The sequence below is a fragment of the Streptomyces sp. NBC_01808 genome, from assembly GCF_035917395.1.
In the GTDB taxonomy this organism is placed as follows: Bacteria; Actinomycetota; Actinomycetes; order Streptomycetales; family Streptomycetaceae; genus Streptomyces.
On the sequence record NZ_CP109072.1, the window covers coordinates 2,759,920 to 2,786,876 of the forward strand.

Below are 26,957 nucleotides of genomic sequence, written 5' to 3' on the forward strand. Positions count from 1 at the left end.
GCGGCGATGGACGGGTGCCGCGCCCGGTACGCCCGTACGCGCAGATCCGCCGGATGCGCCGCGGGCGCGCCTGACACCGGTGGACACGACCCCGCGGCGGGCCACCCGGCGGACCGCCGCGGCGCCGCTCCCGCTCCGTGGGCACCCCCGGTGTCGGTGGGGCGTGCCAGACTGCGGCGCGTGGAACGTACGACCGCTACGGGCGACTTGACCCCCGCCCACGCCGACGCAGGCGCCGCCGGGCACGGGACCGACCCGGCGCCCGGACCCTCGCTGCGCCGCCGGCTCGACGCGCTGCGCGGCGCGGACGTCCAGGCGCGCGCCCTGGACGCGCGGGCGCTCGCCGCGCTGGCGGCGAACCCCGGGTGCCGCCGCCGGACGCTGCTGGACGGCGCCGGGATCGACAAGGGCGCGCTCGCCGAGGCGCTGGGCAGACCGGCGCCGTTCGGCCAGTCGCAGTTCGCCTTCGCCCGCGGCAACGCGTTCGAGGCCCGTATCACCGCCGACGACGGGGCCGAGCTGCTGAGCCTCCTCGCCGAGCGGACCGGCGAGACCCCGCCGGAGCCCGCCGCCGTGCACGTCCCCGACCTGGCCGCCCCCGGCCCGCGCGGGCGTACGGAGCGCACCCGGCTGGCCCTCGCCGAGGCGGTGGCGGCGGACGGCTGGACGCTGCTGCGGCACCCGATGGTCAGCCTGGAGGTCGCGGGCGCGCCGGTGTACCTGGAGCCGGACGCGGCGGTCGTCGGCCCCGACGGGCGCTGCACGGTGGTCGAGATCAAGTCCTTCCCGATCCTCGACGGTGCCGCGGACCCGGCGAAGGTCGGCGCGGCGGCCCGGCAGGCGGCGGTGTACGTGCTGGCGCTGCAGCCGCACTGCGAGGTGCACGACAACGTGCTGCTGGTGTGCCCCAAGGACTTCTCCAACCAGCCGGTCGCCGAGCCCGTCGACGTACGCAAGCAACTGGCCGCCACCCGCCGCCAGCTGGCCCGCCTCACCCGCCTCGAAGCGATCGCCGCCACCCTGCCCGCGGACCTCACCCTGGACGTGCGCCAGCCCCCGCCCCGGCTGCTGACGGCGGTGGAGTCGGTGCCCGCCGCGTACGCCCCGGAGTGCCTGGCGGCCTGCGAACTGGCCTTCCACTGCCGCGCGCAAGCCCGCGAGCGGGGCGACGTGACCGCCCTGGGCCGCGGTGTACGCAGCGACCTGGGCGGCCTGCGCACGGTGGCGGAGGTCGTGACCGCGGCGTCGGGCGGGGCGCCGCGGGCGAGCGGCGTGGACGCCGGGGCGGGCATGGCGGAAGCAGGGGGGACCGCCGCGGGTCCCGCCGCTGCCGCGCGGCCGGCGGAGCCGGAGGTGGACCGGGCCGGTCTGTCTCCGGAGGATCCCGCCGTGGCGGCGTTGCGGCGCGCCGCCGTACTGCGCGCGGAGGCGCTGGCCGCCGCCGACGGGGGCGGCGGCGTATGAGTCTCATGGTCACCCTCGCGCGGGCGGAGGCCGTGGTCGCCGGGCGGGCCACCCCGCTCGCGACCGTGCGGCACCGGCATCTGTCCGACCGGCCGCTCGTCCTCGTCCCGATGACCGCCGCCGGCGAGGCCGCCGCCCCGCTCGGCGCGCTCGTCGGCTGCGACCGCGACCGGCCGCGCCTGCTGGTCGTGCCGCAGCCGCGCGACCGCGACCTGCGGTTCGCGTTTCTGGCGGAGCTGGCGGCGGAGGTGCTGCCGTACGTCGAGTCGTACGCCGAGGACGGCGAAACCGGCGGCACCGGCGGCACCGGCGACTCCGAGAACACCACGGACGGCGACGACGAGCCCCCCGCGGAGCCCTGTGCCGACGCCGCGCAGCTCCTCGTGCCCAGCCGCGCCGGCGTCGAGTACGTGCGCCTCCTCGGCCGCTCTATGCGCTTCCGCAGGACCGCCGAGGACGACCCGGACACCCCGCACCCCGCGCCCCCGCGCGTGCCGCTCCTCGGCCGCTGGCTGTCGCACTACGGCGAGCGCGCCCGCGTGCCCGGCGCCGCGCTGCTGCTGTCGGCCACCGAACTGCTCGCCCGGCACTGGGCCACCGGTCAGAGCACCGTCGAGGACCAGCACCTCGGCGCCCTGCTCGCCTGGATCACGGACGGCGCGGCGGCCGCGGAGCGCGCGGAGACCGGCCGCGACGCCGAGGGCCAACTGCTCGTGCCCCCGGCGGGACCCGCCACCGACCCCGCGTTCGACAACCGGCTCCTCGCCCCCGCCATGGCCCGCTTCGACCGCGCCCGCGCCGAGGGCGACAGGGCCGCGACGCGGGCGGCGGAAGAGACCGTCGCCCGGCTCGTGGAGAGCCGGCTGCGCCCCACGTGGGACGCGGTCTGGCGGTCGTACGACCTGCTGCGTGCCCTTCCCGAGGGCGCGCACGTGCCGGGCCGGTGGCTCGGCGACAGGTGGTCGTTCACCGCCCACCGCGACCGGGTGCGCGCCGGCGAGCCCCCGCAGCCGCGCCGCGACGACGCGGTGACCGCCGCCCGCAAGCTGGCCCAGCGCGAGCGCGCGCTGGCCGAGCTGGACGCCCAGGAGGCGCTGGACGACCCGCTGACGATGGCGGAGCGGCGGCTCGCGGGGCAGGCGTTCGTGTGCCGTACGGAGTCGGTGGAGATGGCGTACTCCGAGGGCCGCCGTCCGATGCCCCGGCCGCTGGTCACCGTCGCCACGGACGACGAACCGCACCTGGAGGACGGCGGCAAGGTCTACCGTGAGCTGCCCGGCGGACGCACGCAGCGCGCGCTGGTCGCCGGGTACGGGGACGGGCGCGTCACCGTGCAGTTGCAGGACGGCATGGGCCGCTCGCGTACCCCCGCGGAGGGCTCGGTGCCGGAGCCGGGCGACCGGGTGGTGTGGACGCTCTTCGAGCACACGGCCCGCCGCGGCCCCGCGCTGCCGGAGCCGGAGGACACCCCGTGGACGCACGGCAGCCCGGCGGCGCGGGCCGCGGAGGAGCCGGACCGGGTGACGGCGGAGGACTTCCTGTGACGACGGAGCCGAGGACGGACGCGTACGGGCGCGCAGACCGCACCCAGCGCGCGGCGGACACACGCGCGCCGGGCGGGGCGGGCGCGCCGGACGGCCCGGCGGCCGAGGCGGCGGGCCCGGCGGAGGCGGCCGGTGCCGCGCAGCGCGCCCGCGCGTACGCCCCCGAGCCCCGCACCGCGGCCACGCGCCCCCCGCATCGGGCCGCCCCCGGGCCCCACGACGCCGACCCCGCCACCGCCGCCCGGGCCGCCACCGAGGCCATCCTCCGCGACACCCTCGACGGCCACTCCCGCGGCGTCCTCGTCGACTCCCCGCCCGGCGCGGGCAAGTCGACCCTCGTCGTCCGCGCCGCCCGCGAGCTGGCCGCCGCCGGCCGCAGGCTCCTCCTCGTCGCCCAGACCAACGCGCAGGTCGACGACCTCGTCGACCGCCTCGCCCGGGAGCAGCCCGACCTGCCCGTCGGCCGGCTGCACAGCAGCGACCCCCGCCCCTACGACCCCGTGCTCGACGGCCACGAGCACGTGCGTACCGCCACGAGCGTCGCCGATCTCGCGGGACTCGGCGTCATCGCCTCCACCGCCGCGAAGTGGGCCTACGTCGCCGCGGCCCGGGCGAAGGAGGGCGACGGCGGCGAGCGCTGGGAGCACGCCATCGTGGACGAGGCGTACCAGATGCGCTCCGACGCGCTGCTCTCCGTCGCCGGGCTCTTCGAGCGCGCGCTGTTCGTGGGCGACCCCGGGCAGCTCGACCCGTTCAGCGCGGTCGGCGCCGAGCAGTGGTCGGGGCTGGCCTGGGACCCGGCGGCCAGCGCGGTGACGACGCTGCTGGCGCACCACCCGGGGCTGCCGCAGCACCGGCTGCCGGTGTCCTGGCGGCTGCCGGCGTCGGCCGCGCCGCTGGTGTCGCGGGCGTTCTACCCCTTCACGCCGTTCCGCAGCGGTACGGGCCCGGGTGAGCGGCGGCTGGCGTTCGCGGAGCGGTCGGACGGGTCGGGCGCCGACCGGGTGCTGGACGAGGCGGCGGCGAGCGGCTGGGGGCTGCTGGAGCTGCCCGCGGCGCACACGCCGCGGACCGACCCGGCGGCGGTGGCGGCGGTGGCGCGGGTTGTGCGGCGGCTGCTGGAGCGGCGCGGCACGACGGCCTCGGAGCGCGGCGAGGGCGAGCTGACGGCGGACCGGATCGCGGTGGGCACGGCGCACCGGGACCAGGCCGCGGCGGTACGGGCCGCGCTCACGCGGACGCTGCCCGCGGAGTCGGCGGACGCGGTGACGGTGGACACGGCGAACCGGCTGCAGGGCATGGAGTTCGACGTCACGGTGGTGCTGCACCCGCTGTCGGGACGCCCGGACGCGACGGCGTTCCACCTGGAGACCGGGCGCCTGTGCGTGCTCGCCTCGCGGCACCGGCACGCGTGCGTCGTGGTGTGCCGGGCGGGCGTGCCGGAGCTGCTGGACGAGCACCCGTCGACGGAGCCGGTGCAGCTCGGCGCGGCGGTCAAGTTCCCGGACGGCTGGGAGGCCCACCAGGCGGTGCTGGCGCACCTGGCGGACCATCGGGTACGGGCGTGAGCGCCGGCCCGGCACGCGCCCGTACGGGCGGTCCGGCGGCGCCGGGCGGGGGCGGGGTTGCGCGGCGGGGGAGAATGGGCGGTGGCACAGAGGCAAGTGGAGGACCCCTATGACGGAGCCGGACCCGGCTCGGCCAGGCCGGACGGAGCAGCCGCGCACCCCGCGCCGGCCCGCCGCGCTGCTCTTCGAGCCCCCGCTCGCGGAGCCCGATGCCGAGCACTTCTTCGGCCTGGAGTCGATCGAGGATCCCCGCGAGCTGCTGGCCCGCGCCACCGACCTCACGCTGGCCTTCCGGGCGGCGACCGACCGGGCCATCGAGTACCAGGCGATGGCGGCGGCGCAGCTCGCCGACCCCAAGCGGTTCGACCGGCTGACGCCGGAGGCGATCGCGGAGCGGGCCGACTGGACCGAGGACTACGCGAAGCGGATGGTCGAGTACGGCCGCGACCTCCTCGCGGGCGGCGGCACGGGGTCCCCTTCGGAGACGTAGCAGGCGCGCGAGGACACGCAGCACGCGCGCAAACCGCCGCAGAGTACTCGCCTCCGCGCCGACTTGTCCCCGGTTCCGCGGATCTGTACGGGGGCGTGCGGCAGCGCGCGTAGATGTGGTTTCCATGAACCGTCACGCATCGGACACTCCCGCCAGCGACGTGACCCCCGCGGGCGCCGACTGGCTCGCCTCCGCCAGCCCCTTCCCGCGCAGCGTGCACGCGCTGTGGTCGCAGCGCCCCGCGGCGCCCGCCGTGCTGCCGTGCGGCGGCGCGTTCGACGTGGTGAGCCTCCCCGCGCTGCCGGGCCGCCGGGTGCTGGAGCTGCTGTGGTCGCGCGGCGCGGGCAGCGGCCCCGCCGCGGCCGTACGCGACCGGACGCTGCTCTTCGCCGCCCCCGGCACCGCCGCCCGGCTGCCCGCCCTGCTGTCCTGGGAGGAGTGGCGCCCCGGGCTGCCCCCGGCGCTCTGCCACGGGCCGGGCGACGCGGTCACGCTGCCCCCGGTGTACGGGCGGCGCGAGGGCGCCGGCGCGGGGGCGGCGCGCTGGCTGGTCGCGCCGGAGGTGCGGTTCCCGTGGCTGCCGGGCCCGAAGGAGCTGCTGTGGGGGTGCGTGCGGGCCGCGGCGGCCGCTCCCGAATACCGATTTTCGATCTCCGGGGCCCGGGTGCTAAAGTCGACCACGTCGACAGGCGCCGTTAGCTCAGTTGGTTAGAGCAGCTGACTCTTAATCAGCGGGTCCGGGGTTCGAGTCCCTGACGGCGTACAGCATGCAAGACCGTCGACCCGGGCGCTTTCGGATCTCCGAAGGCGCCCGGTCCGCGTTCCGGGCCGGATCCCGCCGCGGCACCGGCACCCGCGCCGCCGGTCAGCCCCGCTTCGCTGCGCCCCGTACGACCCGTACGCCCCAGCCCCCGTCCGCCGTACGTCCGGTGACCTCCACGCGTACGCCCTCGCGCTTCAGCTCCAGGCTCTCGTCCTCGCCCAGCGGGGCGTCGGCGAGCGGCGGGTAGACGGAGGTGTCGTGGCAGGCGGCGGTGCGGGGGTGGCCGTCGACGACCTCGACGGGGCCGCCGCCGGAGTCGGTGCCGGTGTGGACGCGGTAGACGAGGACGCCCTCGGTGCAGGCGTGCCGGTCGTTGGCGTAGCGACCGCGGGCCTCGACGGCGATGGCGGTGGTGGCGCCGGTGGGCACGACGACGAGCCGGGTGCCGCGCCGCAGGACCGCCGTCCCCTTCCCGTTCCCGCCCCGCTCCCGGCGATCGGCCGGCTCGCCCCGATCGCCCGGCTCGCCCCGGTCCCCCGGGCCTCCCGCGTCCCCGCCGCCCCCGGTATCACCCGTACCTCCCGCGTCCCTTCGCCCCCGGACCTCTCCCGCCCCGTTCTCCGCTTGCGTCTCCGTGGTCCCGCGCGGAGGCGTCCGCGGGCTCGTGGGGGCGGACAGCGCGTGCAGCGTGAAGCGGTCAGACCCGGGGTTCGCGGCGCAGCCGACCTGGTCGTCTCCCAGCCAGCCGAGTTTCCACTTGTGCCAGCCGAAGGGGTCGGGCGCCAGCCCGAACTGGCTGCCCATGAGGTCCCAGTCGCCGACGTGGGTGTCCCAGTCGGCCCTGCCGTCGAGCGGACGGTGGTAGAGGTCGGGGAGGTCGAAGACGTGGCCGGTCTCGTGGGCGAGGACGTTGCGGTCGGGCGGATGCTGCTCGAAGACGGTGACGATGCGGTGCAGGTCGGTGCCATCGGCGCGCATCGGGGTTTCGAAGTTGACCACCTTGGTGGCGTCGGAATCCACGCCGGGGGCATCAGGGTCGGCGACGAGATAGACCACGTCGTAATCACGGAAGTCCACTTTCCGATCGGCGGCGGACACCGCGTCGTTCAGGAAACGGCTGCGCGCCGCCGGGTCCCAGTCACGGGCGATGCCGTAGGACAGGGAGTCCGACGGCATGCGTATCCACCGCTCGCGCGCGTCGACCTTCAGCCGGAACTGCCCGTACGAGGCCCGCTCGAAGAACTCGGCGGTGGCCGGGAAGTGGTCCCCGGTCAACTCGTCCGGGGAGGTCAGCGGCTCCGAATCGGGGAAGGAGAGATACACCATCACCGCGTCGAGGGTCTTCTTCGGCCGCGGGTACGCGGGGTCCCAGCCGGCGATCCCCTCGGAGTGGTGGGCGGCGGTCCGCTCCAGCGCGCAGGGGTGTCCGGGCTGGGCACCGACCGGGTCGGCGATGAGGGAGGTGGCCATGACGGCGGACAGCGAGGTGGCCACGGCGGCGGCCCGGTGCAACGCGCGCGACTGGTCCTGTTCCACAGGGGGTATGGATGGGTGGGCCACATCGACCTCATCGGCTCGGAAGAGTAGGGAACACAGCCCACTTTGTTCGTGTTTGTTCCCGTCCGTCCTGTTCCAGTGCCCCACACGGGTGACTCCGGGGCGGGACGAGAGGGGAGATCAGGAGCATGTGCGGGTAACACAAAGTCACATCTGGTCATTCGCCCGGCAGGAGGCGGCCATGTGCGATCACTCCCGGCCCCATCCGGCTCAGCGCTTTCCGCGCCGTAGCGGCGTCACTGGATCGACACAGCCGGTAGCCCTATGATCGGGCACATTTCCAGCGCTGTGGCTCTGCAGCGGCGGAGCCGAGCGGTCCCCACGGGCGGGAGCGAGCGGTGAGCGTATCTCTCGAAGGGCCGGGCTGCGGGCCCGGGACCTCACTCCAGGCGGTCACGGAACGTCACCTCCCCGCGGGCGCGCCCGTGGACGACTTCCGCGCCGCCTTCGACGGGGCACAGCTCGCGATGGCCGTCGTGGGCGGCGACGGCCTCGTACGGGCCGCGAACAGCCGGATGCAGGAGCTGGTCGGCACGGGCGAGAGCGGTCTCGCCGGCGCCTCGGCGGCGGAGCTGACCGGGCTGCGCGACGAGCCGTGGAGCTGGGCCGGCTTCGTGGACGTGCTCCAGGGCAGGCGCGCCTCCCTGCGCTGTACGCGGCGGATGAAGGACGCGGGCGGCCGGTCGCTGTCGGTCGAGATGACCCTCACCCCGCTCTCCGGCGGGCGGGCGCTGCTGTCGCTCTCGGACGTCACCGAGCAGCGCGAGCTGCGCGCGAAGCTGCGCCATCTGAAGATGCACGACCCGGTGACCCGGCTGCCGAACCGGGAGCTGTTCTTCGAGCGGCTCACCGGCGCGCTCCAGGAGGCCAGGCAGGCGGAGGAGCCCGCGGCCGAGCACGGCGGCGCCGGCCGGGGCCGCGGGCAGGGCGGGTCCCGTACGAGCACGAGGGCGGCGGCGCCGGCGCCGGGGGCGGCGGGGCGCGTCGGGCTCGCGTACCTCGACCTCGACGGCTTCAAGGCCGTCAACGACACCCTCGGCCACCGCGTGGGCGACCGGCTGCTCGCCGCCGTCGCCCGCCGGCTGGTGGCCTGCACCGCGGAGGCGGGCAAGGCCGAGAAGCACGGCATCACGGTCGCCCGGCTCGGCGGCGACGAGTTCGCGGTGCTCGTGGCCCGCTCCGCCGGTACCGAGCAGCTCGGGGAGCTGGCGCAGCGGCTGCTCGACGCGCTGCAGGAGCCCTTCGACCTCGCCGGGCAGCGGCTCGCGGTCTCGGCAAGCATCGGCGTCGTCGAGCGCGCGGCCAGCGGGCAGACGGCCACGGCCCTGATGCAGGCCGCCGACACCACGCTGTACTGGGCGAAGGCAGACGGCAAGGCCCGCTGGACCCTCTTCGACCCCGAGCGCAACGCCCACCGGATGACCCGGCAGGCGCTCTCCTCCACGCTGCGCCCGGCCATCGAGCGCGGCGAGTTCACGCTCGACTACCAGCCGCTCATCGACCTCGGCGACGGCAGCGTGCGCGGCGTGGAGGCGCTGGTGCGCTGGCAGCACCCGAAGCTCGGCACGCTGACGCCGAATCGGTTCATCGGACTGGCCGAGGAGAACGGCGCGATCGTGCCGCTCGGCCGCTGGGTGCTCGCCACCGCCTGCCACCGCGCGGCCGGCTGGCGCCGGCTGCGCCCCGCGGACCCGGTGTTCGTCAGCGTCAACGTCGCCGTGCGGCAGGTGTGGGACTCCGACCTGGTCGCCGATGTCGCGCAGATCCTGGAGGAGACGGGCCTGCCGCCGCGGCTGCTGCAACTGGAGCTGACGGAGTCGGCGGTCATGGGCTCGGCCGGCCGGCCGCTGCAGGCGCTCCAGGAGCTGAGCGAGATGGGCGTCGGCATCGCCATCGACGACTTCGGTACGGGCTACTCCAACCTCGCGTACCTCAGCAGGCTGCCGGTGTCCGCGCTGAAGCTCGACGGCTCGTTCGTCCGCGGCTTCAGCTCCGCGGAGCACCCGAGCCCGGCGGACGAGACGATCGTCGAGGCGCTGGTCGACCTGGCGCACCGGCTGGGCATCAGCGTCACCGCGGAGTGCGTGGAGAGCGGCGAGCAGGCCGAGCGGCTGCGCCGGATCGGGTGCGACACGGCGCAGGGCTGGTTCTACTCCCGGGCCGTGCCGGCCGAGCGGGTGGAGCGGCTGCTGTAGGACGGCCGGAGGGCGTCGCCTTCCGGCCGTCGTGTACGTCCCCCGCCCGGCTCGTACGCCCGTCGCACCGGCGCGTACGCCCCCGGGCGCGCGCGGTCAGTCCCGGGCGCCGAAGAGCCGCCCCAGCGCCGGCTCCGCCGCCCGGCGGCCCAGGAGACGCAGCCCCTCCCAGACCGTGACCTGGTTCGCCGTGAGCACCGGCTTGCCGAGCGCCGCCTCCACCTCCGCGACGTACGCCGCCGTGTGCAGCGCCGTGTCCGGCAGCAGCACCGCCTGCGCGTCCGGGTGGTCGCCCGCGCGGGCCAGCTCCAGCACCTCGTCCCTGGCCCAGGTGCCGACCTCGGCGGCGGTGATGATCCCGCTGCCGCGGGTCGAGGTGACTTCGACGCCGCCCGCCTTCAGGAACACGGCGAACAGCTCCGCCACGTCCTCCGGGTACGTCGCGGCCACCGCCACCCGGCGCACGCCCAGCTCCGCCACCGCGCGCGCGAAGGCGAAGGACGTGCTGGAGGCCGGCAGCCCCGCGGTCTCGGACAGCTCGGCCACCTGCCGCGCCGCGCCCTCGGGACCGTAGACGAAGCTGGCGCTGGTGCACGCCCAGACCACCGCCTGCGCCCCCTGGGCCTTGAGCTGGTCCACGCCCGCGGCCAGCCGGGCGGCGGAGCCCATCTCCAGCAGGGCGTCCACGCGGTGGGCGTCCTCGCCGATGTCGGTGTGGACGAGCGGCAGCGCCGTCTCGCCGCCGAGCATGTCCTGGATGCGGGGGTAGTCGTCCTCGGCCGAGTACCCGGGGTAGAGGAACCCGACGGTCGCGGTCGCCTTCGCGGTCTGCTGCACACTGCCTCCCTACGTGGACGTGCGTCATCCGGCGCGGGCACTCCCCCACGCCGGGTCTCCGGTCTTCTTGCTCCGCCGGCCTGCGGCGGCCCGCCCCGCCCTACGCCGGCCACTGCCCGGGATCGTCCGGCCACAGCGGCTCCACCGCGTCCACCGCGTCGGCGTCCTGCGCCTGCGCGGAACCCGCGAGCGCCGCCTCCGGCGGGGGCGGCGGGGCGGCGATGTCCCCGGGCGGCGCGGGGACCTCGGGGGGCCCTCCCGCCGGCTCCGCCGACAGCACCGTCACGTCCGGGAGCACCGTGGCGTCCGGCGGCGCCATGGCCGCCCAGCCGAGCCGTGCTGCCGGGTCCAGCAGCGCCTGGTAAGGGCCCACGGCCTCCTTGCCGATGCGCTGAAGCGCCTCCCAGACCGTGACCTGGTTCGCGGAGAGCACCGGCATCCGCAGCTCCGCTTCGAGCTGGGGGATGACGTCGTACGTCGGCAGGTTGGTGCAACTGATGAACAGCGCGTCCGGGGAGCCCTGCGCGACCGCGATCCGCGCCATCTCGACGACCTCCCGGTACGGCACCCGCCAGATGTGCCGGGTCAGGCCGAGGCTGGCGCGCCCCGTGACCTCGATGCCGCCTTCTTCGAGGAACTCCTCCAGGGCGCCGGTGACGGACGGTGTATACGGCGTGACGATGGCGGTGCGACGGGCACCGATCTCGTTCAGCGCCGCGAGCATGGCTCCGGATGTCGTCAGCGCCGGCACCGCGGCGGCGGACGACATGGCGGCGGTCATGGCACGCTCGCCCATGCGGCCGTCGGCGAAGCTGCCGGACGCACACGCGTAGGCGATGACCTCGGGGGAGACGGCCGTCAGGGCCCGTACCGCCTCGCGAAGGGTCTGGTGCTCACTCACGAGCCTGGCCAGGTCGAGGCTGACCTCGACGGGGACGTAGGGGGTGCGCGTCAGATGCAGGGACACATCGTCCGGGACCCATCGCCAGAGCTCGCGGTCGAGCGCGAAGTCAAAAGGGGCTACGACACCCACACCACGCTGTGGCTGTGGTCCGCCCAGAAAAGAGACGTCCATGAGGATGCCCCGTTCGTACGGAGGGCTGGGGGAAGGTAAAACATCTGGAGCAGCCGGCGAGCGACCGGGACGCAGTGACAGATGCGGTTATTGACGAAGGTAGAGGCACACCCCTAGCGTGGTCAATCCTCGCATCTCCGACGTTTTTCCGCCTTCTCTTTCAGGCTACATCCGGTGAGGGAATCAGTACTGCCCCGTCACCGGCCCCATTGCAGCAGTGCCACATTGCGGGACGGTTTCCTTCCTATGTCCGATATCCGCGTGCTCGTCCTCGACGACGACCCGCCGCCCGACCTGGACCGGCTCCGCGGCCGGGCCCACGTGACCAGCACGGACGAGGACGGGCTCGCCGAGCTGCTGCCCACCGCCGACGTGGTGCTGGTGTGGGACTTCACCTCGCCCGCGGTGCGCAGAGCCTGGCCGGGGCCGGGACCGCGGCCCGGCTGGGTGCACACCCCGAGCGCCGGGGTCGACCATGTGCTCTCCCCCGAGTTCGCCGCCTCGGACACGGTACTGACCAACGCCCGCGGGGTCTTCGACCGGCCCATCGCGGAGTACGTTGCCGGGCTGGTGCTGGCGATGGCGAAGGACCTGCCGGGCACCTGGGAGCGGCAGCGCCAGCGCCGCTGGCAGCACCGCGAGACGCTGCGGCTCGCGGGGACCCGGGCGGTGGTGGTGGGCGCCGGGCCGATCGGGCGGGCCATCGCGGAGACGCTGGGTTGCCTGGACGTGCGTACGGAGCTCGTGGGCAGGACCGCGCGCGAGGGCGTACGCGGCCAGGCGGAGCTGCCGGCGCTGCTGGTGGAGGCCGACTGGGTGGTCTGCGCGGCGCCGCTGACGGAGGAGACCCGCGGGATGTTCGGCAGCGACGCGTTCGCGGCGATGCCGGACCGGGCCCGGTTCATCAACGTCGGCCGCGGCCCGCTGGTCGACACCACGGCGCTGGTCGCGGCGCTGGAGCAGCAGGAGATCGCGGCGGCCGCCCTGGACGTCTTCGAGAACGAGCCGCTGGCGCCCGAGGACCCGCTGTGGCAGGTCCCGGGGCTGTTCGTCTCGCCGCACATGAGCGGCGACATCGTGGGGTGGCGCGGGGCGCTGTCCGACCAGTTCCTGAAGCTGTTCGACCTGTGGGAGGCGGGCCGGCCGCTCTTCAACGTCGTGGACAAGCAGCTCGGGTACGTACGGTGACGCAGAATGCGGAGAAGGTGACGGACGACTTAGGAGGCGGCGGGATGACGGGGAGTACGGATCCGGCGGATCTCACGGCGGTGGAGCTGCTGCGCGGCTACCGCTCGGGCGACCTGTCGCCCGTCGACGCCACCCGCGCGGCCCTCGCGCGCGCGGCCCGGGCGCAGGAGCTGGCCAACGCCTTCGTCACCCTCGACGACGCGGTACGGGACGCGGCGCTCGCCCGCGCCGAGGCGTCCGCGCGCCGCTGGCAGCGCGGCGAGCCCACCGGGCTGCTCGACGGCGTGCCGGTGACCGTCAAGGACATGATCCTGGAGCGCGGCACACCCACGCTCCGCGGCTCCAGGCTCGTCGACCCGGACCGGGAGTGGGACGAGGACGGCCCCTCGGTGGCGCGGCTGCGCGAGCACGGGGCGGTGTTCCTGGGCAAGACCACGACGCCGGAGTTCGGCTGGAAGGGCACCACGGACAGCCCGCTGAGCGGGGTCACCGTCAACCCGTACGACGCGGGCCGCACCACCGGCGGCTCCAGCGGCGGCAGCGCGGCGGCGGTGGCGCTGGGCGCGGGACCGCTGAGCCTGGGCACGGACGGCGGCGGCTCGGTGCGGATCCCGGCGGCGTTCTGCGGGATCGTCGCCTTGAAGGCCACGTACGGGCGGGTGCCGCTGTATCCGGCGAGCCCGTTCGGCACGCTGGCGCACGTCGGGCCGATGACCCGGGACGTCCGGGACACGGCGCTGATGATGGACGTGATCAGCGGCGCGGACCCGCGGGACTGGTCGCAGCTCGGCCCGCCCGCGGGCGGCTTCGTCGACGCCCTGGAAGGGGCGGCGGACGGCGTGCGGGGGCTGCGGGTGGCGTACAGCGCGACCTTCGGCGGGCAGGTGCCCGTCGACCGGCAGGTGGCCGCGGTGGTGCGGGGAGCGGTGGAGCGGCTCTCCGACCTGGGCGCGTACGTGGAGGAGGCCGACCCGCGGCTGTGCGAGGGGCTCGCGGCGTGCCAGGAGGCGTTCCACACGCTGTGGTTCAGCGGCGCCGCGCGGGTGGTGCAGCCGTACGGTCCGGAAGCGCGGAAGCTGCTGGATCCGGGGCTGAAGGAGATCGTGGAGCTGGGCGAGCGGTACAGCGCGCTGGACTACCTGGCCGCGGTGGACGTGCGGATGGCGCTCGGGCAGTCGATGGGGCGCTTCCACCAGACGTACGACGTGCTGGTCACGCCGACCGTGCCGATCACGGCCTTCGAGGCGGGCGTGGAGGTGCCGAAGGACTCGGGGTTCACCCGGTGGACGGGGTGGACCCCCTTCACGTACCCCTTCAACCTCACGCAGCAGCCGGCCGTCAGCCTGCCCTGCGGGGTGGACGGTGCGGGGCTGCCGGTGGGGCTGCAGCTCGTCGCGGCGCGGCACCGGGACGCGCTGGTGCTGCGCACGGCGCAGGCGCTGTACGAGTCGGGGATCGCGGACGGCATCCGGCCCCCGGCCCTGGGCTGAGCCATGAAGGCGCTACGGGGCCGCGGGCTGCGGCCCCGTAGCGCCGTCCCGGTCAGAGCCGGCGGAAGTTGAGGGTCTCGCCGAGCGCGCCGGCGCGCCAGAGGTCCTGGCAGGCGGCGGCCATCTCGTCCAGCCCCTCCACGACCGAGCCCCACACGATGCCGGGGACCCAGCCGGAGTCGCCGTTGATGAGCAGGTTGTTCCGCTCGTAGAAGAGCGCGAGGTCGACGACGCTGGCGCGGCCCTGGTGCTTGGCCTCCGCCTCGTAGCCGTAGCTGGCGGTGCCGAGCACGGTGTCGGTGAAGCTGAAGTAGCACAGGTCCCCGGGAATGGGGGTGACCGTGGGGTTCTCCAGCGGCGGCTCGGCGGGCGCGAACGCGGGGAGCAGGGCGTAGATCTCGTTCCGGGCGTATTTCGCGTGGTAGACGTCGCCGCCGAGCGGTAGCGCGTTCCAGACCGCGGCGCAGGTCATGGGGGCTCTGTCGTCGAGCAGTTTCGCCGTGCAGCGGACGCCCCGCTTGGCCAGAGAGACTTCGACAAATCGTGCAGACATGCACCACTCCCTCGTTCGGTGTATCCCACGATAACGGGAGGATCACCGGCCGGAACCGACCCGCATAACTTCGGCGGGGACGGGTAGCCGCGCGCCCATGGTTCTACGTGGTGAGAACGAGACGAGAAGCGGGCCGGGCGGGCTGAGGCGCCGCTCGCTGCTCGCATCAGCCGCCGCAGTCGGCGCTGCCGGCGCGATCGGCGGGGCCGCCGGTTGCAGCCGGACGGCCGAGGCGGACGGCACCGTCGAAGGGGGTGACCTGCTCGAAGAGCTGCGGGACCGCGGCGTCGTCAAGGTCGGCATCGCCGGCGAGGTGCCCTTCGGCTACATCAACGAGGACGGCGACGCCGTCGGGGAGGCACCGGCCATCGCCGAGGTGGTCTTCAAGCGGTTGGGGATCCCGAAGATCGAACCGGTGCCGGTGGAGTTCGGGGCGCTGATCCCCGGGCTCAAGGTGGCGCTGTTCGACGTGGTGTCCGCGGGAATGTACATCAACCCGGACAGGTGTGCGCAGGTGCTCTTTGCGGACCCCGATTATCTGATGCTGGACGCCTTCATCGTGAAGAAGGGCAACCCGCACGGCATCGAGGATTACAAGGACATCGCCGAGAAGGGCCTGAAGCTGGCCAGCGGCACCGCGTACGCCGAGATCGACTACGCGAAGGCCAACGGCGTCAAGGAGGTCCTGGTCCTGCCGGACCAGGTGGCCGGCCTGGAGGCCGTCGAGCAGGGCCGCGTGGACGCCTTCGCCGGCACCAGCGTCACCGTGACCAACGCGGTCAAAGGCTCCAGGCGGGCCGAGGGGACGAAGCCGTTCCAGCCGATCGTCGACGGTGAACCCGCCTACGGCGCCGGCGGCTTCGCGTTCCGGCTCTCGGAGAAGAACCTCCGCGACGCCTTCAACAAGGAGTTGCACAAGCTCAAGGACAGCGGCGAGCTGCTGCGCATCGTCAAGCCCTTCGGCTTCACCGAACGGGAGATGACGGACATGACGGTGAAGGAGCTCTGTCCCTGATGATGAGCTGGGATTTCTTCACGGAATGGTTCCTCCCGGGCATCTGGATCACGATCCAGGTGCTGGTCTACAGCGCGGTGCTGTCCGCAGTCGTGGCGTTCGTCATAGGTACGCTGCGGACCTCGCGGTTCTGGATCGTGCGGTTCCTGGCCGGCGCGTACTTCGAGATCTTCCGCGGCATGTCCGCGCTGATCTTCATGTTCTGGATGGCCTTCGCGGTGCCGCTGATGCTCGGCTGGCAGTTCGTGCCGCTGTGGTCCGGCACCCTGGCGCTCGGCCTGACCTACGGCGCGTACGGCTCCGAGATCGTCCGCGGCGCGCTGGCGGCGGTGCCCGCGGCGCAGCGGGAGGCGGGCATCGCGCTCAGCTTCACCCGCTGGCAGCGGCTGCGGCGCATAGAACTGCCGCAGGCGTGGCCCGAGATGATCCCGCCGTTCAACAACCTGCTGATCGAGCTGTTGAAGGGCACATCGCTGGTGTCGGTCATCGCCGTCGCCGACATGACGTTCGCCGGGAACCTGCTGCGGCTGGCGAAGAACGAGAGCGCGCCGATCTACACGCTGCTCCTGGTTCTGTACTTCATTCTCGCGTTCATCCTCACCCGCCTCATGCGGATGCTGGAGCGCCGGGCCAAAGCGGGGGTGGGCCGGGCTCCGGAGAAGAGGAACGGCTTGCTCTCCCGCAAGCTCAGCCCCAGCGGTGAGTCCATGCAGGCGAGCACTCAAGGCGCTGGAGGTCTGGGATGACGTTCGACTGGGAGGTCGTCGACGACTTCATGCCACGGTTCTGGGACGGCGTGCTCGTCACGCTCCAGGCCCTGGCGCTCGGCACGCTGATCGCCTTCGCGCTCGGCCTGGTCTGGGCCATGGCGCAGCGCGCGCCGCAGCGGTGGGTCCGCTGGCCGGTGACCGCGATCACCGAGTTCATCCGGAACACGCCGCTGCTGGTGCAGTTGTTCTTCCTGTTCTACGTGGTGCCCCAATGGGGCCCGTCCATGTCCCCGCTCACCACCGGCATCGTCGGCCTGGGCCTGCACTACTCGACGTACACCGCCGAGGTGTACCGCGCGGGCATCGACGGCGTGCCGGTCGGCCAGTGGGAGGCGGCGAAGGCGCTCAGCCTGTCGCGCGGCCGGACGTGGTCGTCCGTGATCCTGCCGCAGGCCATCCGCCGGGTGGTGCCCGCGCTGGGCAACTACGTGGTCGCGATGCTCAAGGACTCGCCGATGATCGCCGTCATCGGCGCACTGGACATGCTCGGCGAGGCCCGGCAGTTCAGCAACGAGACCTTCACCACCGAGGCCATCACCATCGTGGGCGTGGCGTTCATCGTGATCGCGTACCCCGCTTCCCTCCTGATCCGAGTCCTGGAGCGTCGCCTTGTCAACAACACCTGACTCCACCACCGAGAACCCGCCCGTGGACGGCAGCGAGCTGATCCGCTTCCACAACGTGACCAAGCGGTTCGGCGACAACGTCGTCCTGGACGACCTGTGCTTCGACGTCTCGTCGGGCAAGCACGTGACGCTCATCGGGCCCTCGGGTTCCGGCAAGACCACGATCCTGCGGCTGCTGATGACCCTGGTGGAGCCGGACAGCGGCACCATCAAGGTCAACGGCGACTACCTCTTCCACGAGGAGCGCAACGGCAAGCTGGAGCCGGCGGGCGAGAACCACGTCCGCGAGGTGCGCAAGCACATCGGCATGGTGTTCCAGCAGTTCAACCTCTTCCCGAACATGAAGGTGATGCGCAACATCACCGAGGCCCCGGTGCACGTGCTGGGGATGGCGAAGGACGAGGCCGAGTCCCGGGCGCGGGAGTTGCTGGAGCTGGTGGGCCTCACCGAGCACATCGACAAGTACCCCACCCAGCTCTCCGGCGGCCAGCAGCAGCGCGTGGCGATCGCCCGCGCGCTGGCGATGCGGCCGCAGGTGCTGCTGCTGGACGAGGTCACCTCGGCGCTGGACCCGGAGCTGGTGGCGGGCGTGCTCGACCTGCTGCGGGACATCGCGCGGACGACGGACATCACGATGCTGTGCGTCACCCACGAGATGAACTTCGCCCGGGACATCTCCGACGACGTGCTGATGTTCGACGAAGGAAAGATCATCGAGTCCGGGCCGCCGGAGAAGATCTTCAGCGATCCGGAGAACGAGCGTACGCAGCAGTTCCTGAACGCGATCCTCTGAGACGCGGCGGACGCCATCCGGCGGGCGCCCTCCGGTCACGGAGGACGCCCGCCGGCGTGCTTCGGGGGAGGGAACAGTGAGTTACGGACAACTACGGGGAGGAGGGGGTCTCCGGGGCCTGACGGCAGGGAAAGCGGGGAACACCTGAGGAGACACTTCAGGGAGACCACGTGCCGGTCCTGCACCCGCCTCCCGGGGACCAGCCCCCGGGCCGGCGACCCGAGCCGAGGGACGAACCCGCGGCACCCTTCCCCTCCGTAGGGCACGCCCTCCGCATGCTGGAGTCCGCGGCCCGGCACGGCGGCGAGGGGGTGCCCGTCGCCCGGCTCGCCCGCGAGACCGGCCTGCCGCCGGGGCCCCTGGCGCACCTGCTGCTGACGCTGCGCAGGCAGCGGTACCTGGAGCGGCTGGAGGACGGCTCGTACACCATCGGCGAGGCCGTGGCACTGCTCGGCGCGGGCGGGAGCCGGACGCGGGCGGTGCACGACAAGCTGCGGCGGGAGATGAACGAGCTGCGGAAGGCGACGCGGGCGGCGATATACCTCGGCCGGTACGAGGACGGGGAGGTCCGCGTCACGCAGGTCGCGGACGCGCCGGGGACGCCGCGGGTCAACGAGTGGGTGGACTTCCGCTCGGCGGCGCACGCGACGGCGATCGGCAAGTGCCTCCTGACCCAACTGGACCACGACGCCCGCCGCGACCACCTGTCGCGCCACCGCGCGGCGCGTCTGACGTCCCGCACGATCACGAGCGAGGCGGCGGTCCTGGCCGCCCTGGACCGCCAGGTGGCCACGGTCCCGACCCTGGACCTCCAGGAGTACGCGGTCGGCACGGTCTGCGCGGCGGTCCCCCTCACGGCGGGCCTGGACATAGGCTGCGTGGCCCTGTCCCTCCCGGTGAACCAGACCCACCGCCTGCGCGCGGCAGCGGAAAGACTGAACAGAGAGGCGGCAAACCTGCTGCTGGCCCTGTCACTGTAGGGCCGGCTACGCAGCCGCGGGCAGCCGGGGACGGGGCAGCCGGCGAGCGGACCGGGCGACTGGCCGGATCCGAGCCCGCGGACCGGCGCCCGGGTGCCGAGCGCCTCCGCGCAACGGGCCGAGGGCCGTACGGCGCGCGGACCACCCTGCTTCGCCGACGCGACCGGCGTGGTCGGCCCCGCCTTCGTCCGTGCGCTCACTGCGCCGCAGGCGCCGCCTCAGCACCCGCGCAGCGGGCCCGGCGTCGCCGCGCGGCACCGCACCGTCCACCCCGCCGTGCCCCGCGCAGCGGTTATGTGCGGCGGGAGGGATTCGAACCCTCAAGCCCTGTCAGGGGCCACAGATCCTAAGTCTGCTGCGTCAGCCATTGCGCCACCGCCGCTCCGCCCGGAATGTTACCCGCCCCCCGATCGCGGCCCGGATACGGCGGGTTGGGCCCGGCGTCGTAGGGTGCGGCAATGCGTAGCGAACTGCTGGCCGACGATGCGTGGGCTCTCCTCCGCGGGGGGCGAAGGGCCGTGCTGGGGCTCGCGGGCGCGCCCGGGGCCGGGAAGTCGACGCTGGCCCGCGCACTCGTCGCCGCGCTGCGCGCACGGCACGGGGCCGACGCCGCCGCGTACGTGCCGCTCGACGGCTTCCACCTCTCCAACGCCCAGCTCGACCGCCTCGGCCTGCGCGACCGCAAGGGCTCCGAGCCGAGCTTCGACGCCGCCGGCTACGCCGCCCTCCTGCGCCGGCTCGCCCAGGAGCCCGACGCCGAGGTGTACGTGCCGGACTTCGACCGCGCCCTGGACGAGCCCATCGCCGCCCGGCACCACGTCCCGCCCGGCACCCGGCTGATCGTCACCGAGGGCAACTACCTCGCCTGCGACCTCCCCGGCTGGCGCGCGGCGCGGGAGCTGATGGCCGAGGTCTGGTACGTCGACGCCCCCGACGCGGTACGCGACGCGCGGCTGATGGCGCGGCACGTGGGCTTCGGCCGGACCGCGGCCGCCTCCCGCGCCTGGATCGACGGGAACGACGCACCCAACGCCGACCTGGTGAAGGCATCCCGCGGGCGGTGCGACCGCGTGGTGGTGACGGACGACCCGGCCGAGGGCCCCGCCGGAACCGCGCACGACTCCGGCCACCCGCTCGGCGACCTCCTCGTCGTCAGCGGGCCGCCCGGGGCCGGCAAGACCACCGTCGCCCGGCTCCTCGCCCGGGAGGCCGGACCCAGCGTCCACCTCCACTCCGACGACTTCTGGGCCTTCATCGCCCGCGGCGGCATCGCCCCCTACCTCCCCGCCGCCCGGCGCCAGAACGAGACGGTCGTCGCCGTCGCCGCGGGTGCCGCCGCCCGGTACGCCGCCGGCGGCTACCGCGTCGTGCTCGACGGCGTCGTCGGCCCCTGGTTCGTCGACGCCTACCGCGCCGCCGCCCGCGCCGCCGGCGTCCCGCTGCACTACGTCGTCCTGCGCCCCGACGAGCGGACGACCCTGGCCCGCGCCACCGCCCGCACAGGACCCGATGCGCTGACCGACCCCGAGCCGGTACGGGCGATGCACCGGGAGTTCGCCGACCTCGGCCCGTACGAGACCCACGCGCTGGACACCGGCGGCCAGCCGCCCGAGGCGACCGCCGCCGCCGTGCGCGACGCCGTCGCGGCCGGTGCGTACCGCCTCGGCTGAGGGCGTACCCCGGCCGAGGGCACACGGACACGCGAAGAGCCCGGGCCTTCCGGCCCGGGCTCTTCGGGGTGCGTACGCCGCCAGGGACTCGAACCCCGGACCCGCTGATTAAGAGTCAGCTGCTCTAACCAACTGAGCTAGCGGCGCAGGTCGTCATGCACGACGCCGTCAAGCATACCGGCTCCGCGGGGGTGCTCAGGCACCGTCCGCGAGCCGTACGACCCGGCCCTCCGCCGCCGAGCGGCGGGCCGCCTCCAGCACCCGCAGCGTCGCCGCGGCCTCCGCGCCGGTGACCGGCGGGGGCGTGCCGGTGCGCAGGGCCTCGACGATGCCCGCGTAGTACGCGGGGTAGGCGCCGGGCAGGGTGGGCACCGGTTCGCCGCCGCCGGTGAGCGGGGACTCCCCCGCGCCGAGGCGGCCCCACGCGGACTCCGGCTCCGCGCCCCAGGTCCCGTCCCCGTCCCCCGGGCGGCGGCCGTCGCGCAGCGCGGCCTCCTGCGGGTCGAGCCCGTACTTCACATAGCCGGCCCGGCTGCCCAGCACCCGGAAGCGCGGCCCGAGCTGCGGGGCCATCGCGGTCATCCACAGGTGCGTACGGACGCCGCCGGCGTGCACCAGCGCGAGGAAGTCGTCGTCGTCCACCACCGAGCCGGCCCGGCGGGCGTCGGACTCGGCGTAGACGGAGGTCACCGGGCCGAAGAGGGTCAGCGCCTGGTCGACGAGGTGGCTGCCCAGGTCGTACAGCAGCCCGCCGACGTCCGCCGGGTCGGCGGAGTCGCGCCAGCCGCCGCGCAGCGCGGGGCGCCAGCGCTCGAAGCGGGACTCGAAGCGGTGGACGTCGCCGAGGGAGCCGTCGGCGAGGAGCGCGGCGAGAGTGCGGAAGTCGTTGTCCCAGCGGCGGTTGTGGAAGGCGGAGAGGAGCAGCCCGCGGGCGTCGGCGAGGGTGGCCAGTTCGTCGGCCTCGGCGGCGGTGGCGGCCAGCGGCTTGTCCACGACGACGGGCAGACCGGCCTCCAGCGCGGCGGTGGCCAGCGGCACGTGGGTGCGGTTGGGGGAGGCGACGACGGCGAGGTCGAGGCGCTCGGCGCGGGCGAGGAGGTCGTCGGCGGTGGCGACGGTGGTGGCGCCCGGGTACGCGGCGCGCACCTGCTTCTGCCGCTCGGGGTCGCCGGTGACGACGGTGTCCAGGACCAGCCCGTCCGTGGCCGCGACGAGCGGGGCGTGGAAGACGGACCCGGCGAGTCCGTAACCGAAGAGACCGACGCGCAGGGGGGTGCCAGGGGTGCCATCCATGGCCGTCACTCAACCACACGGCCCGCGGCGCGCCAGGGGCGGGCGGGGGGTTGGCGTGCGCTGTCCGTACGGGCCGGGGCGGTTGCCCCGGACGGGCGTCATGCGGGCGGGCGTTGAGCCGTTCGGAGTCGCCTCGCCGCTCGCCGGTACGGGGACCGTGGCACGGTCGCGAGCATGGGACCGCGCTCCGCCCTCGCCGTCACGGCCGCCACCGCAGCCCTCTTCCTCTGTCCCGTCTCCCCTGCCGCGGCGGTGCAGGAACCGCCGCCGGGACGGGCGTTCGCGCCGCGCTGCGGCGATCCCGGGGCCGGGCGCTTCCCCGTGCGGACGGCGCTGCACGGCGACGGCGCCGCGCTCCGGGCCGGCGGCGCGCGGGGTGAGCTGACGCTGCGGCTGCACAACACCTCGGCCGGGGCCTGCCGCGACGTGCATCCCGTGGCCGTGGTCAGCCACGAGACCGGCGGGCGGCTGCGCCCTGCCGACATCCGGCTGGAGTTCCACGACGGGCAGGCGCGGCGCTGGCGGTCGGTGGCCTTCGAGCGGACGGGCGCGGACGAGAGCGCGGGGGTGTTCGCGGGCGGCTCCCGCGGCTTCGTGCTGCGGGCGGGCGAGAGCCGGGAGGTGCGGCTACGGGTCGGCTTCGCGGAGGGCGCCCCGCCGGGGCGGGTGACGGTGAACGTGACGACGGTGCAGCGGCGCGGGGACGACGGCGAGTGGGTGGGGCAGTCGAAGGACTACGAGACGGGCATCGAGCGGGGACGGCGGTGCTGCGGCGAGACGGGGGAACCGGAGGAGGCGACGGAGCGCCCCGCGGAGCCGAGGGAGGGGGCGACCCCGGAACGCCCCCGACGCCGCCCGGAACAGCCAGGGGCGCGGGAGAGCGGGGGCCCGGAGCGACGAGGGCCCCGGGCGGAGAGCGGCCCGCCGGAAGCGCCGGGCACGCGGGGCGCGCCGGGGACGGGAGCGCCGGGGAGCCCAGCAGCACCGGGGGCTCCGGCAACTCCGGGAGCGCCGGGCACACCGCCGAGAGCGGGAGCGCCGGACGTACCACCGACACTTGGCCCACCGGGTACGCCGACCGCACCCCCGGCGCCGCAGGGCACCCCCGTACCGCAGTGGCCCAACGACGCACCGCCGGCCCCGCCCCGGCTGCCCGGCGCCGCCCCCATGCCGGAGAGCCTCGCGGCTACGGGCGGGGCGGCAACCGCCGCGGCCGCCGCGGCAACCGGCACCCTCCTCCTCGGCACCGCCCTCCTCCTCACCACCCACCGCCGACGCCGCACCCCCCGAAACCCACCCGACTCCCCCCACCCGTGACCCCCGCCCCCTCACCCCTCCCTCCCCACGAGCCAGTCCCCTCCCCCACTCTTCTCCCTCCGCCCCCTCAGCCCCGCCGCTCCTGCGTCTAGGCTGGTGACCCCGTCCCCGAGGCACCGGTTGGAGAGAGCAGATGGCGGAGCGCATGCCGGTCGAGTCCTGGCTGACGGACATGGACGGGGTGCTCATGCACGAAGGCATCCCGATCCCCGGCGCCGACGCCTTCATCAAGCGGCTGCGCGACTCCGGCAAGCCCTTCCTCGTGCTCACCAACAACTCCATCTACACCCCCGGCGACCTGCACGCCCGCCTCTCCCGCATCGGCCTCGACGTGCCCGTGCAGAACATCTGGACCTCCGCCCTCGCCACCGCCAAGTTCCTCGACGACCAGCGCCCCGGCGGCACCGCGTACGTCATCGGCGAGGCCGGGCTGACCACCGCGCTGCACGACCACGGCTACGTGCTCAGCGACCACCGCCCCGACTACGTCGTCCTCGGCGAGACCCGCACGTACAGCTTCGAGGCGCTGACGAAGGCCATCCGGCTGATCGAGAACGGTGCCCGCTTCATCGCCACCAACCCGGACCAGACCGGCCCGTCCGCCGAGGGCCCGCTGCCCGCGACCGGCGCCGTCGCCGCGCTCATCACCAAGGCCACCGGCAAGGAGCCGTACTTCGTCGGCAAGCCGAACCCGCTGATGATGCGCGCCGGGCTCAACCAGATCGGCGCCCACTCCGAGTCGACCGCGATGATCGGCGACCGGATGGACACCGACGTGCTGGCCGGTCTTGAGGCGGGGATGGAGACGTATCTGGTGCTGACCGGGCTCACCCGGGCGGACCAGGTGGAGCGCTTCCCGTACCGGCCCTCGCACATCGTCGACTCGATCGCCGACCTGGTCGCGCTGATCTGACCCGGCGCGCGGCGCGCTGCGGGCAAGCCCGCACCCGCCGTTCGGGTGGGCGGCGACCGGATCGGCGTAGCGCCGCCGCCGTGCGGATGCGCGGGGCGCGCGCGTCGCGACCCTGGGAGTGAGAACTCCCGGAGGTCCCATGCGCCCGGTCCGTGTCTGCCTCGCCGCCGTGCTTCTGCTGCTGAGCGGCGGCGCCGTCTCCTGTGCCACCGACGCGTACGCGCAGGGCGAGGTGACGGTGACCCCGTACCGCGTGCAGCGCGGCGATCCGGTCCAGGTGAGCACCGGCGCCTGCCGCGGCGACTTCGCGTCGGCGAACTCGGAGGCGTTCGAGGCGCCGGTGAACCTGCGGCCGGAGAACTTCGGCGGGCTCACCGGGCGCGGGAAGATCAAGTGGTCCGCCCAGCCCGGTACGTATCCGGTGTGGGTCGACTGCGACGGCGGCAAGCGGGTGGCGCGCGGCCAGGTGGTGGTGGAGCAGCGGCACCAGCGTCCAGAACACTGGAAGAACAACTGGCACCACCAGCCCTGGTCGCCGGTGACCGCGGGCGGCGGCGGCACGGCGAAGAAGACGGACACGACGCAGGCGCAGGCACAGGAGGAGAACGGCTCCGTGCCCGCCCTGCCCCTCGCCCTCGTCGGCGGCGGCGCGGCGGTCCTGGCCCTCGGCTTCGTACGCCGCCGGACGCGCACCACCGCGTCCGGCGACCCGGACGCCGGCACCCGCGAGGGCCGCTAGATGAATGAGTCCGATCCCCCGTCGTTCGCCCGCAGGGCGGGCGCCGCGGCGTCTGGTGCGTGCGATCGCAAGGCGGAGGGTCGACCGCATAGTGGGCCTATTCGGTCGATCCCGACAACGCAGCGAGCGTGCGTGCCAGGCGTCGCGGCGCAGGCGGGGGATCGGACTCATTCATCTAGGCCCGCCCGCCGCCCGGGTCTCGTCACCGCCGCCGCCTGGGCCGTGCTCCTGCTCGGCCTGGCGCTCTGGGGCCGCGACCTGAGCGAAGAGGACGGCGGCGGCGCGGTCTCCGACGGCGCCGCCGCCGCGCAGGTGCTACGCGACGGACCCCCGGCGGCCCGCCCGTTGCCCGGCTCGGTGCCCGCGGGCGTCGCGGTGCCGTCGGTGGGGGTCGAGGGCCCGGTGATCGGCCGCGGGCTCGACGGGGACGGCGCGGTGGCGGCCCCGCCGTTCGGCAACGCGAACGAGATCGGCTGGTACCGCGGCGGCGCGCGGCCCGGCGCGCCCGGCGTCGCGGTCTTCGTCGGGCACATGGACACCCGCGCCAAGCCGGCGGTGTTCTACCGCCTCGGCGACGTGCGCCCCGGCGAGGAGGTCGCGGTGTCGCGCGCGGACGGCAGGACCGCGGTGTTCACGGTGGAGCGGGTGGAGACCGTCGGCAAGGACGACTTCGACGCCCAGCGCGTCTACGGGCAGCACAAGCGCGGCCGGGCCGAGATCCGCCTGCTCACCTGCGGCGGCGCGTACGAGTCGATGGCCAGGAGCTACACGGGCAACCTGGTGGTCTCCGGCTATCTCACGCGGGCGAAGTGACGTCGAGATCCTTGAGGAGCTTTGCGACATGACCGGTGGCCTTGACGTTGTACAGCGCCCGCTCGACCTTGCCGTCCTCGTCCACGACGACGGTGGAGCGGATGACGCCGGTCACCGTCTTTCCGTAGAGCTTCTTCTCGCCGAAGGCGCCGTACGCCTCCAGCACCGCCTTGTCGGGGTCGCCCACGAGCGTCACCCGCAGCGACTCCTTCTCCCGGAACTTCGCCAGCTTGGCCGGCTTGTCGGGCGAGACGCCGATGACGTCGTAGCCGGCGGCGGCGAGCACGTCGAGGTTGTCGGTGAAGTCGCACGCCTGCTTGGTGCAGCCCGGGGTGAGGGCGGCCGGGTAGAAGTAGACGATGACCTTGCGGCCGCGGTGGTCGGCGAGGGACACATCCTTGCCATCCGCGTCGGGCAGGGTGAAGTCGGGGGCGGTGTCGCCGGGCTGCAGTCGCTCGCTCATGGTGCTTTCCCTACTCCTCGGTGCGGGGCGGATGTCGCACCCGAGCGTAACGGCTGACAGACTGTCGAAAAGCAGACGGACGGCGAGGACGGAGGCACCGCGGTGTCGGACGGCAGGACTCCCGCGCAGATCGAGGCGGACATCGCCCGCCGGCGGCAGGATCTCGCCGCGACGCTCGACGAGATCTCGCTGCGGGTGAGCCCCAAGAACCTGGTGGACGAGGCCAAGGCCCGGACCAAGGGTGCGGTGGACCGCACCGCGGGGCAGGCGTTCGTGGTCGCGAACCGCGCCGTCGACAGCGCCCGCGGCGTGCTCGTCTCACCCGACGGCGGCCCCCGGATGGAGCGCATCGTGCCGGTCGCGGTGACCCTTGTGGCGGTGGCCGGGCTGCTGGCGCTGGGCTCGCGCCGGCCGGGGAAGTCCCGGGGCAGGCGACGCCGCCGCTAGCGGCGCGGGTACCGTCGAGTCCGTGAATACGCCCCACGACAAGCTGCCCATCCGGATGCTCCACGACCGGGTGCTCGTCCGCACCGACACCGCGGAGGGCGAGCGCCGGTCGAGCGGCGGCATCGTCATCCCCGCGACCGCGGCCGTGGGCCGCCGGCTGACCTGGGCCGAAGTGGTGGCCACGGGGCAGAACGTGCGGACGGTCGAGCCGGGCGACCGGGTGCTGTTCGACCCGGAGGACCGCGGCGAGGTCGAGGTGCAGGGCGTGGGCTACGTGCTGCTGCGCGAGCGCGACCTGCACGCGGTCGCCTCGGAACGGCTGGAGGGCACGGAGGACTCGACCGGCCTGTATCTGTAACGGCCCCCTCCGCCGCCTCCGGCAGAGGCAGCAGCG

General features: G+C 74.4%; 26 protein-coding genes and 3 tRNA genes. 21 read left to right on the forward strand and 8 right to left on the reverse strand.

Going from position 1 to position 26,957, the window contains the following annotated elements; all coding sequences use genetic code 11:
* The first annotated feature begins 207 nt into the window (after positions 1 to 207).
* The 6 genes from OG946_RS11650 (at position 208) to OG946_RS11675 (ending at position 5,829) form a co-directional block, all read left to right on the forward strand.
* Complete coding sequence (locus OG946_RS11650) at positions 208 to 1,464, forward strand: hypothetical protein (protein ID WP_442814605.1); 1,257 nt, start codon at positions 208 to 210, stop codon at positions 1,462 to 1,464.
* Positions 1,461 to 3,008 (forward strand): hypothetical protein, encoded by a 1,548-nt coding sequence (locus OG946_RS11655; RefSeq protein ID WP_326796053.1) that lies wholly within the window; start codon positions 1,461 to 1,463, stop codon positions 3,006 to 3,008. The genes OG946_RS11650 and OG946_RS11655 overlap by 4 nt, the downstream gene beginning before the upstream one ends.
* On the forward strand, positions 3,005 to 4,576 hold the full coding sequence (locus OG946_RS11660; protein ID WP_442814323.1) for an AAA domain-containing protein: 1,572 nt from the start codon (positions 3,005 to 3,007) through the stop codon (positions 4,574 to 4,576). Before OG946_RS11655 ends, OG946_RS11660 begins: the two co-directional genes overlap by 4 nt.
* A gap of 109 nt (positions 4,577 to 4,685) precedes the next feature.
* Positions 4,686 to 5,066, forward strand: coding sequence for a hypothetical protein (locus OG946_RS11665; RefSeq protein ID WP_326796054.1), 381 nt, complete (start codon positions 4,686 to 4,688; stop codon positions 5,064 to 5,066).
* A gap of 124 nt (positions 5,067 to 5,190) precedes the next feature.
* Positions 5,191 to 5,778 carry a bifunctional DNA primase/polymerase gene (locus OG946_RS11670; protein ID WP_326796055.1) on the forward strand — a complete coding sequence of 196 codons (588 nt, stop codon included), beginning with the start codon at positions 5,191 to 5,193 and terminating at the stop codon, positions 5,776 to 5,778.
* Positions 5,756 to 5,829: transfer RNA gene (locus OG946_RS11675), tRNA-Lys, on the forward strand. Before OG946_RS11670 ends, OG946_RS11675 begins: the two co-directional genes overlap by 23 nt.
* A gap of 102 nt (positions 5,830 to 5,931) precedes the next feature.
* Here OG946_RS11675 and OG946_RS11680 read toward each other — a convergent pair.
* A complete protein-coding gene (locus OG946_RS11680) occupies positions 5,932 to 7,365 on the reverse strand; it encodes a M6 family metalloprotease domain-containing protein (protein ID WP_326796056.1) in 1,434 nt (477 codons plus the stop codon).
* A gap of 446 nt (positions 7,366 to 7,811) precedes the next feature.
* Between OG946_RS11680 and OG946_RS11685 the strand changes: the two genes are divergently transcribed.
* On the forward strand, positions 7,812 to 9,581 hold the full coding sequence (locus OG946_RS11685) for a putative bifunctional diguanylate cyclase/phosphodiesterase (RefSeq protein WP_326800222.1): 1,770 nt from the start codon (positions 7,812 to 7,814) through the stop codon (positions 9,579 to 9,581).
* A 96-nt stretch (positions 9,582 to 9,677) separates the two neighbouring features.
* Here the strand turns inward: OG946_RS11685 and OG946_RS11690 are convergent, their stop codons facing one another.
* Both OG946_RS11690 and OG946_RS11695 read right to left on the reverse strand, forming a co-directional pair.
* Complete coding sequence (locus OG946_RS11690; protein ID WP_326796057.1) at positions 9,678 to 10,418, reverse strand: maleate cis-trans isomerase family protein; 741 nt, start codon at positions 10,416 to 10,418, stop codon at positions 9,678 to 9,680.
* Between the two features lie 100 nt (positions 10,419 to 10,518).
* Complete coding sequence (locus OG946_RS11695) at positions 10,519 to 11,493, reverse strand: maleate cis-trans isomerase family protein (protein ID WP_326796058.1); 975 nt, start codon at positions 11,491 to 11,493, stop codon at positions 10,519 to 10,521.
* 246 nt (positions 11,494 to 11,739) lie between these two features.
* Here OG946_RS11695 and OG946_RS11700 point away from each other — a divergent pair, with 246 nt between their 5' ends.
* Positions 11,740 to 12,681: a D-2-hydroxyacid dehydrogenase gene (locus OG946_RS11700; RefSeq protein ID WP_326796059.1), complete on the forward strand. Its 942-nt coding sequence runs from the start codon at positions 11,740 to 11,742 to the stop codon at positions 12,679 to 12,681.
* Between the two features lie 44 nt (positions 12,682 to 12,725).
* The gene (locus OG946_RS11705) at positions 12,726 to 14,171 is read left to right on the forward strand and encodes an amidase (protein WP_326796060.1); all 1,446 of its coding nucleotides are present in this window, start codon (positions 12,726 to 12,728) and stop codon (positions 14,169 to 14,171) included.
* Positions 14,172 to 14,223: 52 nt separating this feature from the next.
* On the opposite strand, the gene OG946_RS11710 is transcribed toward OG946_RS11705, so the two are convergent.
* Positions 14,224 to 14,724 (reverse strand): DUF3830 family protein, encoded by a 501-nt coding sequence (locus tag OG946_RS11710; protein WP_326796061.1) that lies wholly within the window; start codon positions 14,722 to 14,724, stop codon positions 14,224 to 14,226.
* Positions 14,725 to 14,821: 97 nt separating this feature from the next.
* Between OG946_RS11710 and ehuB the strand changes: the two genes are divergently transcribed.
* From ehuB to OG946_RS11735, 5 genes are all read left to right on the forward strand, one after another.
* Complete coding sequence (gene ehuB, locus OG946_RS11715) at positions 14,822 to 15,739, forward strand: ectoine/hydroxyectoine ABC transporter substrate-binding protein EhuB (protein WP_326796062.1); 918 nt, start codon at positions 14,822 to 14,824, stop codon at positions 15,737 to 15,739.
* Positions 15,739 to 16,485 carry an ectoine/hydroxyectoine ABC transporter permease subunit EhuC gene (gene ehuC, locus OG946_RS11720; protein WP_326796063.1) on the forward strand — a complete coding sequence of 249 codons (747 nt, stop codon included), beginning with the start codon at positions 15,739 to 15,741 and terminating at the stop codon, positions 16,483 to 16,485. The genes ehuB and ehuC overlap by 1 nt, the downstream gene beginning before the upstream one ends.
* Positions 16,482 to 17,135 carry an ectoine/hydroxyectoine ABC transporter permease subunit EhuD gene (gene ehuD / locus OG946_RS11725; RefSeq protein WP_326796064.1) on the forward strand — a complete coding sequence of 218 codons (654 nt, stop codon included), beginning with the start codon at positions 16,482 to 16,484 and terminating at the stop codon, positions 17,133 to 17,135. The genes ehuC and ehuD overlap by 4 nt, the downstream gene beginning before the upstream one ends.
* 22 nt (positions 17,136 to 17,157) lie before the next feature.
* Positions 17,158 to 17,928, forward strand: a complete 771-nt coding sequence (ehuA, locus tag OG946_RS11730; RefSeq protein WP_442814606.1) for an ectoine/hydroxyectoine ABC transporter ATP-binding protein EhuA — start codon at positions 17,158 to 17,160, stop codon at positions 17,926 to 17,928.
* 170 nt (positions 17,929 to 18,098) lie between these two features.
* On the forward strand, positions 18,099 to 18,908 hold the full coding sequence (locus OG946_RS11735) for an IclR family transcriptional regulator (protein ID WP_326796066.1): 810 nt from the start codon (positions 18,099 to 18,101) through the stop codon (positions 18,906 to 18,908).
* A gap of 297 nt (positions 18,909 to 19,205) precedes the next feature.
* Here OG946_RS11735 and OG946_RS11740 read toward each other — a convergent pair.
* Positions 19,206 to 19,290: transfer RNA gene (locus OG946_RS11740), tRNA-Leu, on the reverse strand.
* 76 nt (positions 19,291 to 19,366) lie between these two features.
* On the opposite strand from OG946_RS11740, the gene OG946_RS11745 reads away from it, so the two are divergent.
* On the forward strand, positions 19,367 to 20,578 hold the full coding sequence (locus OG946_RS11745; RefSeq protein WP_326796067.1) for a nucleoside/nucleotide kinase family protein: 1,212 nt from the start codon (positions 19,367 to 19,369) through the stop codon (positions 20,576 to 20,578).
* Between the two features lie 73 nt (positions 20,579 to 20,651).
* Here OG946_RS11745 and OG946_RS11750 read toward each other — a convergent pair.
* Together OG946_RS11750 and OG946_RS11755 are read right to left on the reverse strand one after the other, a co-directional pair.
* A tRNA-Lys gene (locus OG946_RS11750) sits at positions 20,652 to 20,725 on the reverse strand.
* Between the two features lie 48 nt (positions 20,726 to 20,773).
* Positions 20,774 to 21,871, reverse strand: coding sequence for a Gfo/Idh/MocA family oxidoreductase (locus tag OG946_RS11755; protein ID WP_326796068.1), 1,098 nt, complete (start codon positions 21,869 to 21,871; stop codon positions 20,774 to 20,776).
* A gap of 174 nt (positions 21,872 to 22,045) precedes the next feature.
* Between OG946_RS11755 and OG946_RS11760 the strand changes: the two genes are divergently transcribed.
* From OG946_RS11760 to OG946_RS11775, 4 genes are all read left to right on the forward strand, one after another.
* Positions 22,046 to 23,188 (forward strand): hypothetical protein, encoded by a 1,143-nt coding sequence (locus tag OG946_RS11760; protein WP_326796069.1) that lies wholly within the window; start codon positions 22,046 to 22,048, stop codon positions 23,186 to 23,188.
* A gap of 133 nt (positions 23,189 to 23,321) precedes the next feature.
* Positions 23,322 to 24,101 carry an HAD-IIA family hydrolase gene (locus OG946_RS11765; RefSeq protein ID WP_326796070.1) on the forward strand — a complete coding sequence of 260 codons (780 nt, stop codon included), beginning with the start codon at positions 23,322 to 23,324 and terminating at the stop codon, positions 24,099 to 24,101.
* Between the two features lie 139 nt (positions 24,102 to 24,240).
* Positions 24,241 to 24,840, forward strand: a complete 600-nt coding sequence (locus tag OG946_RS11770) for a hypothetical protein (RefSeq protein WP_326796071.1) — start codon at positions 24,241 to 24,243, stop codon at positions 24,838 to 24,840.
* A gap of 132 nt (positions 24,841 to 24,972) precedes the next feature.
* Positions 24,973 to 25,653 carry a class F sortase gene (locus OG946_RS11775; protein WP_326796072.1) on the forward strand — a complete coding sequence of 227 codons (681 nt, stop codon included), beginning with the start codon at positions 24,973 to 24,975 and terminating at the stop codon, positions 25,651 to 25,653.
* Here the strand turns inward: OG946_RS11775 and bcp are convergent.
* Positions 25,637 to 26,116, reverse strand: a complete 480-nt coding sequence (bcp, locus tag OG946_RS11780; protein ID WP_326796073.1) for a thioredoxin-dependent thiol peroxidase — start codon at positions 26,114 to 26,116, stop codon at positions 25,637 to 25,639. The genes OG946_RS11775 and bcp overlap by 17 nt on opposite strands.
* Positions 26,117 to 26,218: 102 nt before the next feature.
* Between bcp and OG946_RS11785 the strand changes: the two genes are divergently transcribed.
* The gene (locus tag OG946_RS11785; protein WP_326796074.1) at positions 26,219 to 26,563 is read left to right on the forward strand and encodes a DUF3618 domain-containing protein; all 345 of its coding nucleotides are present in this window, start codon (positions 26,219 to 26,221) and stop codon (positions 26,561 to 26,563) included.
* 55 nt (positions 26,564 to 26,618) lie between these two features.
* Positions 26,619 to 26,921, forward strand: coding sequence for a GroES family chaperonin (locus OG946_RS11790; RefSeq protein ID WP_326800223.1), 303 nt, complete (start codon positions 26,619 to 26,621; stop codon positions 26,919 to 26,921).
* Positions 26,922 to 26,957 lie beyond the last annotated feature (36 nt).